The sequence below is a fragment of the Fibrella aquatilis genome (assembly GCF_017353255.1).
Taxonomy (GTDB): domain Bacteria; phylum Bacteroidota; class Bacteroidia; order Cytophagales; family Spirosomataceae; genus Fibrella; species Fibrella aquatilis.
In genome coordinates this window covers 83,200-96,277 of the sequence record NZ_JAFMYU010000013.1, presented here as the reverse complement: position 1 = coordinate 96,277, position 13,078 = coordinate 83,200, and the positions used below count along the sequence as shown (strand labels likewise).

The window sequence follows — 13,078 nt, the reverse complement described above, 5'->3', positions numbered from 1 at the left end:
GACAAATTGCATCAAGTAATAATTTCTGTATGACCATCGGCGAACTCTTTGACTATCTGTCCGTTACGCTTGATAATCACTGGAAATCCACGACTAAAAGCAGCCTCCCGAACTTTGGCATATACCTGTCTAGCGGCTCGTTCGCGTTCGTTGGTAGTCATTTCTTCAACCGGTTTCTCCGCCCCGCCAAAGAGGGGTAGAATAGTTGATTGCGGCGCATCGTCGGCCAGGAAAGCGTTAAATAGGGCTTCCATAAGTTTATTGTTTGGGTTGCCGATCCCTGGCAGAGAATTCAGAGATCGGCAATCATCACGGGTCTGTTTCACGCTTGTGTAACTGCTTGTCCCATCGGGACATCACAGCGAAGCGTCGGTAGCTGTGGGTTTGGGTTTTCACCTCCTGCGTGCCGTAGGTACGTCACTGGTCGCGTACCTACGGCACGCAAGAGGAACTTAGGGTCATTTTTCTACCGACGCTTCGCTATAAAATCCCTACGGGATAATCAGCTACATAGCCCAAAGCCCCTCAACACCCTACACTGCGTCTGACAAACTGCTAAACGTGAAATCGCGGATTTTCATGGGCGGCACCAGGCTACCATTTACCCGCACCGGCTTACCCAGGGCTTCGAGGTTGTTGAGCATGATGACCGGGCTTTCGTTGAACCGGAAATTCTTCACCGGGAATTTGATCTGTCCGTTTTCGATATAGAACGTTCCGTCGCGGGTGAGGCCGGTGTAGAGCAGCGTTTGCGGGTCAACGGCGCGGATATACCACAGGCGCGTGACCAGAATGCCCTTCTGCGTGCTCTTGATAAGGTCGGCAATGGATTCAGAACCACCCAGCATCAGTATGTTCGACGGGGGAGGGGTGGCTTTGACGCCTTTCTTCTCAGCCCAAAACCGCGAATAGTACATGTTGCTTACCACGCCCTTGTCTACCCACGTCACCTTCTCCTGCGGGCGACCATCTACGCCCCCGCCGCCAAACCGGCCCCCGCCACCCGCAAAGGGCGAACCCGGTGCTTCGGCGTTCATGGGGTCGGAATAAATCTGCACGCGCTCGTCGAAGAGTTTTTCGCCGAGGCGGGTGCCGCCGCCCTTCTTGCTTAGGAACGAACGGCCCTCGTCGGCCTGCCGGGCATCCATGCTGAACATCATGTTTTGCAGCAGGTCGATGCCCGCCGCCGGTTCCAGAATAACGGTGTATTTACCGGGTTCCAGGGCTTTCGCGTTGACCGAAGCGGCGGCTTTCTGGGCGGCTACCTCGGTGGCCTGCCGGGTGTTGAGCAGACTGGCGTTGGTCACGTCGCGCAGGGCGTAGCCAGAGCCGGTGCCGTCGGCCGTGCGGACCGTAACCGAGAAATCGACACCGGTGTAGGGGGTGTAGCCGAAGAGGCCCTTGCTGTTGGCAATGGCCGAAAAGCCCGTGCTGTCTTCCATGTAGCCCGCCGCCGTAAGGTTCTTGGGCGCACACGCCTGAATGCTCTCAAACGCTGCTTTCGCCCGAAACTCCGGGTCAATCTTGGCCGTGTTTTCCGAATAGGAAGCCGTGTTCAGGTACGTCTGCGGACCTAATGCCGGAACAAATTCGGGGTTTTCGGGGGCCAGCCGGGCAATTTCCTCTGCCCGCCGCACGAGCTTTTCCAGCGACGCATCGTCGAACTCGTTGATGGTGGCCGTACCCGACCGTTTGCCAAAAACCGCCGTCACGGCCAGGTTCATGTTGTTGGTCTCGCCCGACGTGGAGACGGTGTTGCGGGCGTAGCGGATGTTGCCGTTCCGTTCGCCCGACAAGGCCACGCTCAGTTCATCCGCCTTGCGGAAAGCCAGCACCTTGTCGGTAATTCGTTTTGCTTCGTCTTTTGATAGCATGAGGTATGAGAAGTCGTAAATCAGGAGGCTTCTTACCGCCCGGTTGTCAGTGTGTCTTTATACTGTCGGTTATGTTCGTTTGTCCAATTCACCATATCCTGCTCAGTGAATCCACGTTCATCCCACTGCTTATCCATTGCTTCCGTTGCTTTTTGGGCAAAATAGCGGGCCAGCATCAGTTTAATTTCGTGCAGTTGCTCCGTAGGTAGATCATTGGCATAAAGCTTCAACAGCTCTACCTGAATGTTGCTGAGGTGTTTTGGCGCGGTCATAACCTTAAATCTTTCTTCCCGTATTGATAACGTTTACCCCGTTGAATCGTGTGGTTGCCGAGCCGTGCGATACGGCTGAAATCTGGCTGGGCTGGCCTTTACCGTCGAAAAACGAGCCGAAAGTGCGGTAATCGTCCTGATCGCAAAGCTGGGCACACGAGTTCCAGAACTCCTGGGTGTTGCTCTGGTAGGCCACGTCGTTGAGCATTCCCACGAGTTCGCCGTTCTTGATTTCGTAAAACAGTTGGCCCCCAAACTGGAAGTTATACCGCTGCTGGTCAATGGAATACGAACCCCGGCCAATGATGTAGATGCCTTTCTCCACGCCCTTGATCATGTCCGTCACCGACCGTTTTTCGGTCCCGGCCTTTAGCGATACGTTGGGCATCCGCTGGAATTGTACTGAACTCCAGTTGTCGGCGTAGCAGCAGCCCTGCGAGGCCTTTTCGCCAATGATGTGCGCCTGGTCGCGGATGGCCTGGTAGTTCACCAGCACGCCGTCTTTGATCAAATCCCACTGCTTGGCGGGCACACCCTCGTCGTCGTAACCCACCGTGCCGAGCGTATGCGGCTGCGTCTTGTCGGCCACGATGTTCACCAGCGGCGAGCCGTATTTAAACGACTTCGTTTTCCACTTATCGAGCGTGGCGAAACTGGTACCGGCGTAGTTGGCCTCGTAGCCCAGCACCCGGTCAAGTTCCGTTGGGTGGCCAACCGATTCGTGGATTGTGAGGCCGAGGTGGTTGGGGTCCAAAACAAGATCATACTTACCCGCCGAGACCGATTTAGCCGTCAGCTTTTCCTTCGCCTGCTTGGCTGCCAGGGTGGCGTCTTCTACCATGTCATAGGCGTTGCGATAACCCACAAGGCCATTTGGTGCCAAAATCTTCTCCGACGCCGTACCGTCGAGGTACTCATAGCCCATGCCCATTGGTGAACTGAGCGCGTCGCGGGTTTGAAATTTCCCCGCCGCCCGATCTACCGCCGTGACCGTGAACGTGGGCCAAATCCGGTGGATGTCCTGATCAATATACGAGCCGTCGGTAGAGGCGAAATACTTCTGCTCGTTCACGAAAAACATATTCGATATTACGTAGCTGGCGCCGTTTTTCATGGCCTCGCTATTCACTTTCAGCAGCAGGTCTACCTTTTCCTGCGTGGGAACCTCAAACGCGTTTTTTTTGATCGGCGTCTTCCACGACACCTCACCCACGCCCGCCTGCGGGGCCAGTTGCACGGGTTCTTTCTGGAGCCGGGCGTTGGCTTTGGCAATGGATACGGCGGTCTGTGCGGCCTTGGCAATGCCGTCGGGCGTTACGTCTGACGTGGCGGCGAAGCCCCAGGTACCGTTGGCGATGACACGGATGCCCACGCCGTAAGATTCGGCGTTGGTGATGTTCTGCACCCGGGTTTCGCGGGTGAACAGAAACTGCTGAAGGTAACGGCCAATGCGCACGTCGGCGTAGGTAGCGCCCCGGCTTTTGGCGGCGTTGAGGGCAATGTCGGCCAGTCGTTTTTTGGTAGCCACGTCGGCCCCCGGTTCCAGCAGGCGCTGACTGGGTACGGCATAGCCCATGACGGGAATACTGCCCACCAGCAACCCCCCGACCCCCAAGCCCGACAGATTGATGAAGTCTCGTCTATTCATGTATGATACGTTGTATTGGTTTTGTTCGGTAGATAAGACCAAAAACAGCACAATCTACGGCCTACACGGTTCTAAGGCCATTTTTTGTGACGAATGGCTGGAAGGATCCTCACTGCGAAGGCACAACGAGCGTCTAATTTGCTCCTGCGATCGGTTATAGCTAACTTAGATACTCATTCAACAGAGGAATGTATGACTGCGCTTGCTGACAAACAGAGAGGTACCCCACCACGCCGCACCGCGAGACGTGCCATTCCTGCCGCGCTCATCTATGAGCAGTGGGCCGGAAAACCTGTCTACTACAAAGGCTACCGCGATGTGCTGACGGGTAAAAAAACCATCGAAGAAGTTATGTCATGCTCTGATTTGCAGGGAGTGTTAGTCTCACTGATAAATGGCCATTTGTTTGGCATGATTGACCGCAAGGCCTACTTGCTGGCAACCAATGAAATTGGTATTCATCTCGCGTTAAATGATAATTTGTGTAACGACGTAGTCATTTACGAAAAGGTTAAAATAAATAAACTGCGTGGTAAGTATTTTGACATCCCGCCTAAAGTAGTAATCGAGGTAGACATCAAAGCTGATGTCACCGAATTTGAAAACGGAGCAGATGGATACGTCATGCAAAAGGCGCGTAAACTCCTCGACTTTGGGGTTGAACGCGTTTTCTGGATTATCACGTCGCAACAAAAAATCTACGTCATCGACCGCAACGACCCCACCTGGCACATTGTAGACTGGTCAACGTCAATCAACGTGATAGATAATTGCCAACTCAACGTCAAACAGTTGCTGGATGAGGAAGAGATTGAGTATTGATGGAGAAATGATATCTAATTTTCTCAGGAAGAAGTCTTTCGTACTGTTTTACAAAAGAAAATAATTCATCTGCACTTAATATAGTCACGTTACTAGATTCAGAACTAGCGTATCCTTCCGTGGTAAATAAAAATATGTGATCAGCTTTTCCTAAAGATTTATTACTCAGTGGAACTTTACCTTGCTTTACTTGGACTAAAGCCAATTCAAATGTCTCAGAATGCTTTAGTATGAACTCATGACCAACTGTATCTTTCTTGCAAGAGCTTGGGATAATGCAATATCCCTTCATTTTTTGAAGATATAGTCCTACTACGTCTTCGCAGTCTTCTGAGCTTATCAGTCTGAAAAAATCTTTAGCGTTTAGTTCTTGTCTTGTTGCATGCAGTAACAACTCATCTTTAGTGTTACTGCCAAAAATCCATGCTGACTGCTGTAACATGGATTTATCTTCATCTTCTATAGATTGTAATGTTCTTGGAGAACGGAAACAAGCAACTATTTTTCCTGGCACTTTTTCGTCGAGTCCAACCTCCATCCAGTCGCATGGGATTTGGTTTGGTATATCTAGATCATTACATTCTTCCTTATTACAGTAAAACCAGGCACCTACCACACGGCCCAAATAGTAGTTGCCGTGTCCATCTCTAGTCCAAATAAAGTGCCCAATGGAAATCTTTTTTGCAAATGCAATTGCAGAACATCTGCTTTTATATTCTGCTAAAGCTGCCAACTCGTATTCTTGAGCAGATTGAGGTACGATGTTTACAGGCCAACCAATGCCAGCAACTTTGTTAGTAATGCAATAGTTTATTACATCGTCGCGAGTTTTTCCTTTACTCCAATCAGGTTTGATGTGTAGTCGCCAGAGCATAATTTCTGTGTTTAGAATATAAATGATTTACTTCCTTAAACGCATTAACCGATCTACATCCATTTCAAGCCTTAAAATTGGGTCTTGCAGCAGGCCATTCGGGTAGGTTAGGTGTGTGCCGTTGGGCAACAAGACCTAGACGAGGTGGAGCTTGAGTACGATAATCTAAACGGGCATTTCCACAGCGTCTATGCATTCTTTCAACTATACAGAATCCACTTACTCTGTATATATCTCAGGTAGTCTATTGATCAAAAAATCGGTGAGATTACAAACCCACAGATTATTGTCTTTGGGGTAGCTTTCGCCGGTGGGGATGATGACAAACTGGTAGTCTGCCTGAAGATCGTCAAGGCTGCTATAAAAACCCTTCGACACAGTAGGAGCATTGGACAACTTGATCTCGATAGCCACTTTCTTGCCGTTTGGAGCAATAAGTAGCAAGTCGATTTCGGCCCCGGCATGAGTGCGGTAGTAATAGAATGACCAGTCGTTACCTACCACCCGCCTGATTTGTTCGATTACGTAGCCTTCCCACGATGCCCCCGCCACCGGGTGGCCCAACAATGCATCGTACGTAATGGTCTGCGCCAGTTGGTGCAACACGCCCGAATCACGGATGTAAAGCTTGGGTGCTTTTACGAGTCGCTTGCTTACATTGACCGAATAGGGAGCCAACCGCTGTATAACAAAGCTGCCCGTCAGCAGATCGAGATACCGGTTTACAGTAGGTTGTGAAACGCCCAATGATCTAGACAAGTCGCTAATATTCAGCACGTTACCATTAACATGTGCGACCATTTTCAGCAGATCCGTTAACAGCCGGCCAGACAGTTCGTAGCCCAGTAGGCGCAGGTCGCGCTCAATATATGTCTGGATAAAATTGGTCAGCCAGCGAAATGTGAGCGGCAGGCGCGGTGCCAGAAAGGCATTAGGGAAACCGCCCTTAAGCCAATGTTCTTGAATGGTACTCTGTGAGAGAACCTCCGGCCACGAAAATGGCATCAGCTCAATGTAGCTGATTCGCCCTGCCAGACTCTCTGAACTGTCTCGTACCAACTCCGGTGAGGCCGACCCCAACAGTAAGAAACGTGCTGGTTCACGTTGCTGATCAACCAGGGCGCGAAGGAGTGGAAAAAGTTGCGGCATTCGCTGCACTTCATCAATAACCACACAATAGCCAGTGTATTGGCGCAAAAATGTTTCTGCGTCGGTGAGTCGTCGCCTGTCCGATTCTAACTCCAAGTCGAAGTAGACAATTGGCTTGGTAAACTGACCCGCAAGTCCTTTAGCCAGGGTTGTCTTGCCAACCTGACGGGGTCCTACCAACCCAACTACTGGAAAATAAGCCAGATCTTCCAGCAAACGTGCCATTATCGCGCGAACGACCATCCTTGAAAATTCAAAGTTGACTATACAATTTTCAAGGATAAAATTACTACAAGCAGCCTACAAAATAGGCCTACGCTTCCACTTTTACGCCTTTCCAGAACGCTACGTGGTCTTTGATCTGGCTGGCGGCGGCTTTAGGGTCAGGGTAGTACCAGGCGGCGTCGGGGTTGGTTTTGCCGTCGACGGTGAGCGAGTAGTAGGAGGCAAGGCCCTTCCAGGGGCAGGTAGTGTGCGTGGTGCTGTCGGTGAGGTACTCGGTCTTCACCGACTCTTTGGGGAAATAATGGTTGTTTTCAACCACCACTGTGTCATCACTTTCGGCAATGGTTTGGCCGTTCCAGATCGCTTTCATTGTGTGCTTTGTTTGCGTAATCACTTAACTCGCCAAGGCAGGCTTTCGTTATAGGTATCTGGTGGTGAGCCAATAACCTTTCGGTGCATAAAGCGTTAGGTTTGCTGATACCTACGTCATTCACCGGTCCATTCACTATGCACATTTACCCGTTTCGCCTGCCCGTTTTCGCCCTCATTTGCCTGCTCTGCTATAACAGTATCTCGTCGGCAGTGGCCATCAGCTTCACCAGCCACCGCACCAAAAATATACCCTACCTGGCCGCTACCACCCCCGGTTTCGATCCCGTCCGGCACCTGCTCGACGTGTATAGCCCTAACCACCAAAAAGGCACGGCAAAGCCCGTAGTGGTATTTATTCATGGCGGCAACTGGAACAGCGGCAACAAAAATATCTACTGGTTTATTGGTCGGCGACTAGCTAAGCAGGGCGTGGTGGCCGTGATTATCAATTACCGCCTCGCGCCCAACGTGCAGGTGCCCGCCATGAGCCACGACTGCGCCCGCGCTGTGCAGTGGGTCTCGCAGCACATTGCCGACTACGGCGGCGACCCGAACAAAATCTACGTCATGGGCCACTCGGCAGGGGGCGGACTGGCCGCGCTGCTGGCCACCGACGATGCCCTGTTTTCGGCCATCGGTATGCCCAAAAACCCCGTCAAAGGGGCCATTCTGGACGACCCCGCCGGGATCGACATGTACGATTTTCTGAAGGAAACCAAGAACCCCGCCGACAAGCAGTACCTGGTGTCGTTTGGCACCAACCCCGAAGGCTGGCGGGCCGTGTCGCCGCTGTTTAAGGTGCGGGCCGGGCTACCACCCATGCTCTTGTTTGTGGGCGAAAAGACCTACCCAAGCATCATTCAGGGGTCTAATGCCTTTCAGGAAAAGCTACTGGCGGCGGGAAACAAAAGCCAGCTGACGGTCATTCCCGGCAAAGAACACGTGCCGATGGTGAAGCAACTGTTCTGGAAACGCAACATCATCTACCGTGAGTTGCTGGCGCTGGTAAAGGGGTGATTTACTGAGGGGTAATGAGTGAAAATGTTGTTGCTTCGCGCTCTAGGCCCTTCGACTAGGCGTCCCCGACAGGCTCAGGGTGACAGGGCATTACAATAATCTTCCTGAGTTGATCCAAGGTCGTTGTCACCCTGAGCCTGTCGAAGGGCCTAGAGCGCGTAGCCAATCAGCGCGAAGCAATACAATAACCCCACTTACTGCAACGTAAGCTGCAGCACCCGCCCTGGGTTCTCTACCGACACGTAGATGCTGCCGTCGGGGGCTTGCTTCACGTTGCGGATGCGGTTGCCCTCCAGCAACTTGTTTTCCCGGACCACCTTGTTGCCATCTAACTCCAGTCGGCTGAGGTAATTCAGGGCCAAACCACCCACCAGCAAATTACCCTTCCAGGTTTTGAAAGCATCGCTTGTGATGAACGCCAAGCCACAGGGACCAACAGAGGGCGTCCAGGTGTAGATGGGGTTCTCAACACCCGCCATCGTAGGGCTGGCCGAGATCGTGGTGCCGTCGTAATTGATGCCGTACGACACCAGGGGCCAGCCGTAGTTAGCCCCTTTTTTCAGGATGTTCAGTTCGTCGCCGCCCTTAGCGCTGTGTTCACTTTCCCACATATCGCCGGTTGTGGGGTTGACAATTAGGCCCTGCGGATTGCGGTGACCGTACGAAAATACGGTAGTCGGGGCGGTGTTGCCGGGCAGAATCGGGTTGTCGGTGGGCACGGCACCGGCGTCGGTCATGCGGTGTACTTTGCCCCATTCGGTCTGCACGTTCTGTGCGTTTTTGTTGGGCGAAGTAGCCCCGCCGTACGAACTGGGGCCACCTTCGCCGATGCTCAAATACAGGAAACCGCTTTTGTCGAACTCAATCCGGCTGCCGTAGTGGCCTTTCCACTGGTTGGTGGGGGCGGCGCGAAAGAGCGTTTGCAGCTCGGTAAGGCGGTTTTCGGTAATCTTGAAGCGAACTAGATTGAGCTGTGTGTTGGTGGTGCCCGCTGCCGAGGCGGCGTAGCTAGCGTAGATCCAGCCGTTGGCGGCGTAGTTGGGGTGCACGCGAATGTCGAGCAGCCCACCCTGCCCGCTGCTGTTGATGTCGGTGGGCAGGCCGGTTAACTCCGTCACCACCTCGCCCGACCGGCGGTAGATTCGTCCGCGTTTCTCGCCGAAGATCAGATCACCGTTGGGCAAAAAATCCATGCCCCAGATGATCTCATAGCCCGTTAGCAGGGTCTTTGTCTGCACCGCCGGCGTGGGATTGGTTGGGGGCGTGGGGTCACTGATGGGGTCGGCGGTGCGGGTGCAGGCCCACACGCCGAGGCAACAGGTAAGTAGCAGCAGGGTATTTTTCATGGTTGAGTTTTGTTGACGAAAGATCATTTTTCGGTCAGAAGCGCTGAGCCGTCGAAACCTATAACGCCCCAACGGCCTTATATGCTCTAAACAACGTACAAATCATGGCAGATCATATCAGAACGGCCCTCGTCACGGGCGGCTCGAAAGGCATTGGCTACGGCGTGGCCGAAGCACTCATTAAAAGCGGCGTGAAGGTGGCCATCACCAGCCGGTCGCAGCAGGCCGCCGACGAAGCCGCAGCCAAATTAAATGAACTTCACGACGGCTACGCGTTCGGGATGGCCGCCGATGTGCGCGATTTGGCGTCGCAGCAACGCGTTGTGGATGAAGTGGTTAATCGCTGGGAGCGACTCGATTACGTCATTGCCAACGCGGGTGTAGGGCACTTCGCACCTATTCAGGAACTGACCCCCGAACAGTGGCACGAAACCATCGACATCAACCTGACGGGCGTGTTCAACTCAATTAAAGCCACATTGGCCGAACTGAAAAAGACCGAGGGCTACTTCATCACCATTGCTAGTCTGGCGGGGACCAATTTCTTCGAAAAAGCGTCGGCCTACAACGCCAGCAAGTTTGGGCTGGTGGGCTTCACCCAGGCCATCATGCTCGACCTTCGCGCCGAGGGCATCAAAGTCAGCACGATCATGCCCGGTTCGGTGGCCACCGAATTTGCCGACCATACACCCAGCGACGCCGACGCCTGGAAAATTCAGCCCGAAGACATCGGCAAGCTCGTGATCGACCTGCTCAGCATGCACCCCCGCACCCTGCCCAGCAAGATCGAAGTGCGCCCCACAATTCCGGGCGGAAAGAAAAAATAGTGGTAAACGGTAAGTGGTGAACGGTAAGTGTAAACCGTAATTGCATCAGTAACGTATATTCCTGTGTTTGTAGCGGCAATACACTTACCACTCACCCGCACCGGCGGACCGGTTTATCACTCACCACTATTTCTCCCTCATGCGTCAGGTCATTATTATTGGAAATGGTATTGCCGGGATCACGGCGGCTCGTGAATTACGGAAAGGGAGCGACGATAAAATCACCGTTATCTCGTCGGAAACGGACCATTTTTTCTCGCGCACTGCCCTCATGTACATTTACATGGGCCACATGACCTACGCGCATACTAAGCCGTATGAAGACCATTTCTGGGCTAAAAACCGCATCGGCCTGCTGCGGGCGCATGTGAACCGGATCGATTTTGAGCAAAAAACACTCACTACCGACAACGGCACCGTGTTAACCTACGACGTGCTGGTGCTGGCCCTGGGGTCGAAACCAAACCGACCCGGCAGCCTGAATACTACGCTGCGCGGGGTACAGGGACTGTACGGCAAACCCGACCTTGATCAAATGGAACAACTCACCACCGAAGGCATCCGGAAAGCGGTGGTGGTGGGTGGCGGACTGATTGGGATTGAACTTTGTGAGATGCTGCTATCGCGCCACATTCCCGTTTCGTTTCTGGTTCGTGAAGCCAGTTTCTGGCGGTCGGTGCTGCCCGAAGAAGAATCGCAGCTAGTGACGCGGCATATCCGGGCGCACCACGTAGACCTGCACCTGAACACTGAAGTGACCGACCTCCACGACGATGGCCACGGGCGCGTGGGGGGCGTAACGACCAAAGCGGGCAATCGCCTCGACGCGCAGTTTGTGGGCGTGTCGGTAGGGGTGTCGGCCAACATAGACTGGCTCAGAAATGGACTGCTGGACGTTGACAAGGGCATTTTGGTAGATGAAACGCTGCAAACCAACCTCCCCAACGTATGGGCCATCGGCGACTGTGTGCAGCACCGTAACCCGCCCCGCAGCACCAACGGGGCCATGCGCAGACCCACCGAACAAATCTGGTATACAGGCCGGATCATGGGCGAAACCGTGGCCAAAACCCTGCTGGGCAAGCCGACGGTCTACAACCCCGGCGTCTTCTTCAACTCGGCCAAATTCTTCGACATTGAGTACCAAACCTACGGCGACGTCCCCGCCAACCTGCCCGACGATGGCTCACTGAAGACGTTCTATTGGGAGCACCCGAACGGCGAAATCGGGCTGCGGATCAACTACCGCGCCGAGGGTGGGGCCATAACGGGCATGAACGCCCTGGGCATTCGCCAACGGCAGGACGTCTGGACCAACTGGATCGAGCAAAGCCGCCCCATTCAACACGTCCTTGAACACCTCCCCCAAGCCAACTTCGACCCCGAATTTTTCCGCCAATACGAAGCCGCCATCCTAGCCAAGTTCAACGCCGAAAACTCCGGTATAGGCGTAAAGCTAAAAGCCAAGAAGGGCCTGTTCGGGCTATTCGCTTAAGCCCATCTGGTAGCGCCTGGCTATGTAGTTTATAAGGGAATCTATCTCATTAAAAAGGGCTGCTACAAATTCGTAGCAGCCCTTTTTAATGGGTCTTGCTACAGGTGTGGAATTAGTATTCCGTCTGCCCGGAACCGCTGCTGATTGATGAACTAAAAGTACAAGTTAAAAACTAAAAGCCCAATAGCATTCCGTCAAGCCCGGACTGAAGCTGAATAGCGAACTGCTACCGGTGCTAACAACGTCCAGCCACATTTGCAGCAAACCCCATGTTGTGCGTTTGTGGCTTTTCTCATCATTTTACTTTTTACTGAAAACTAAGAAATCTCCTAATTTCCAAGTAATTCCGTCTTTACTGGTTTCGTAAGTCATTTTAAAGCTTTTGTCAGTGAGTTTTTCATAAATAAAATGTTGAAATAAAAGCCCACGTTGAGGGTAGTATTCATTTGTCGTAAGTATAAGTTTGTTGTCTTTCCAACCGTCACTTACAAATTTTCTGTGTCCGTGAAAATTATCAAATGTGTAGGCTACAAATTGTCCACTCAACATATCAACGCCCCACATAGAAAGAGCTTTATATCGGTTTGGTAATTTGTCAGTATGTTCGTAGCTTATCCAACTGCTGTCAAGTGTTAGCTCAAAAGTTAAGTTAGCCGATATTTTTTTGCCGTTGGGAAATTCTCCGTCTCCTGCCCAACTACCAACAAAGAAATTCACAAACTCATTGGTTAATTTGTAGTTAGAATTTGGTGTCTGTGCTGTCAAGTAAGTTGTTGAGCATACCAGAAAAAGGAAAAGAAACGATTTATTTTTCATGTTTTATTCTAAAATTAAAATTACAGTTATTGTCTCCCTTTATCAAATAGATTAAAATTGTTGGCTTGGATAGTCAGTGAACTTTGGAACTATAAGTTTCTTCGCCATAACGCACAACTCATAAATAGGCGCATGTTTCGGTTTTGCATTTACAATATAGCTCAGAATCATCTTACAGTCAAAATGTACTGTTTCATTCGTACTAAACTATTGATTATCAAATTGTTATGATATGGATATTTATTGAAAGGTAGGGCCACAATACAAAATGCGCGTAGCGCATTTTGTATTGTGGCTTTTGGGAATTCGTATTGGCACACCTTGGCTTATAGCCGGTCGAG

13 protein-coding genes are annotated in these 13,078 nt (G+C 52.0%); 4 read left to right on the top strand and 9 right to left on the bottom strand.

What is annotated here, in order from left to right:
- Positions 1–11: 11 nt before the first annotated feature.
- The 4 genes from J2I48_RS16375 to J2I48_RS16360 all read right to left on the bottom strand — a co-directional run bounded on the left by J2I48_RS16375 (position 12) and on the right by J2I48_RS16360 (position 3,794).
- Complete coding sequence (locus tag J2I48_RS16375; protein WP_207336552.1) at positions 12–254, bottom strand: hypothetical protein; 243 nt, start codon at positions 252–254, stop codon at positions 12–14.
- A gap of 279 nt (positions 255–533) precedes the next feature.
- A complete protein-coding gene (locus J2I48_RS16370) occupies positions 534–1,874 on the bottom strand; it encodes a TldD/PmbA family protein (RefSeq protein ID WP_207336551.1) in 1,341 nt (446 codons plus the stop codon).
- A gap of 32 nt (positions 1,875–1,906) precedes the next feature.
- Positions 1,907–2,146: a DUF8507 family protein gene (locus J2I48_RS16365; RefSeq protein WP_207336550.1), complete on the bottom strand. Its 240-nt coding sequence runs from the start codon at positions 2,144–2,146 to the stop codon at positions 1,907–1,909.
- A gap of 4 nt (positions 2,147–2,150) precedes the next feature.
- Positions 2,151–3,794, bottom strand: a complete 1,644-nt coding sequence (locus J2I48_RS16360; protein ID WP_207336549.1) for a TldD/PmbA family protein — start codon at positions 3,792–3,794, stop codon at positions 2,151–2,153.
- Positions 3,795–3,986: 192 nt separating this feature from the next.
- Here J2I48_RS16360 and J2I48_RS16355 point away from each other — a divergent pair, with 192 nt between their 5' ends.
- Positions 3,987–4,616, top strand: coding sequence for a Uma2 family endonuclease (locus J2I48_RS16355; protein WP_207336548.1), 630 nt, complete (start codon positions 3,987–3,989; stop codon positions 4,614–4,616).
- On the opposite strand, the gene J2I48_RS16350 is transcribed toward J2I48_RS16355, so the two are convergent.
- From J2I48_RS16350 to J2I48_RS16340, 3 genes are all read right to left on the bottom strand, one after another.
- Positions 4,579–5,490 (bottom strand): hypothetical protein, encoded by a 912-nt coding sequence (locus tag J2I48_RS16350; protein ID WP_207336547.1) that lies wholly within the window; start codon positions 5,488–5,490, stop codon positions 4,579–4,581. The two genes, J2I48_RS16355 and J2I48_RS16350, sit on opposite strands and share 38 nt — an antisense overlap.
- A gap of 219 nt (positions 5,491–5,709) precedes the next feature.
- On the bottom strand, positions 5,710–6,864 hold the full coding sequence (locus tag J2I48_RS16345; RefSeq protein ID WP_229376373.1) for an ATP-binding protein: 1,155 nt from the start codon (positions 6,862–6,864) through the stop codon (positions 5,710–5,712).
- A gap of 88 nt (positions 6,865–6,952) precedes the next feature.
- Positions 6,953–7,255, bottom strand: a complete 303-nt coding sequence (locus J2I48_RS16340) for a DUF427 domain-containing protein (protein ID WP_510186082.1) — start codon at positions 7,253–7,255, stop codon at positions 6,953–6,955.
- 116 nt (positions 7,256–7,371) lie between these two features.
- Between J2I48_RS16340 and J2I48_RS16335 the strand changes: the two genes are divergently transcribed.
- Entirely contained in the window at positions 7,372–8,253 is an 882-nt protein-coding gene (locus tag J2I48_RS16335; RefSeq protein ID WP_207336544.1) for an alpha/beta hydrolase, read from the top strand.
- Positions 8,254–8,447: 194 nt separating this feature from the next.
- On the opposite strand, the gene J2I48_RS16330 is transcribed toward J2I48_RS16335, so the two are convergent.
- Positions 8,448–9,599 carry a PQQ-dependent sugar dehydrogenase gene (locus J2I48_RS16330; RefSeq protein ID WP_207336543.1) on the bottom strand — a complete coding sequence of 384 codons (1,152 nt, stop codon included), beginning with the start codon at positions 9,597–9,599 and terminating at the stop codon, positions 8,448–8,450.
- A gap of 104 nt (positions 9,600–9,703) precedes the next feature.
- On the opposite strand from J2I48_RS16330, the gene J2I48_RS16325 reads away from it, so the two are divergent.
- A complete protein-coding gene (locus J2I48_RS16325; RefSeq protein WP_207336542.1) occupies positions 9,704–10,426 on the top strand; it encodes an SDR family oxidoreductase in 723 nt (240 codons plus the stop codon).
- 139 nt (positions 10,427–10,565) lie between these two features.
- Complete coding sequence (locus tag J2I48_RS16320; RefSeq protein ID WP_207336541.1) at positions 10,566–11,921, top strand: NAD(P)/FAD-dependent oxidoreductase; 1,356 nt, start codon at positions 10,566–10,568, stop codon at positions 11,919–11,921.
- Positions 11,922–12,221: 300 nt separating this feature from the next.
- Here the strand turns inward: J2I48_RS16320 and J2I48_RS16315 are convergent, their stop codons facing one another.
- Positions 12,222–12,737, bottom strand: coding sequence for a hypothetical protein (locus tag J2I48_RS16315; protein ID WP_207336540.1), 516 nt, complete (start codon positions 12,735–12,737; stop codon positions 12,222–12,224).
- Positions 12,738–13,078: the final 341 nt, after the last annotated feature.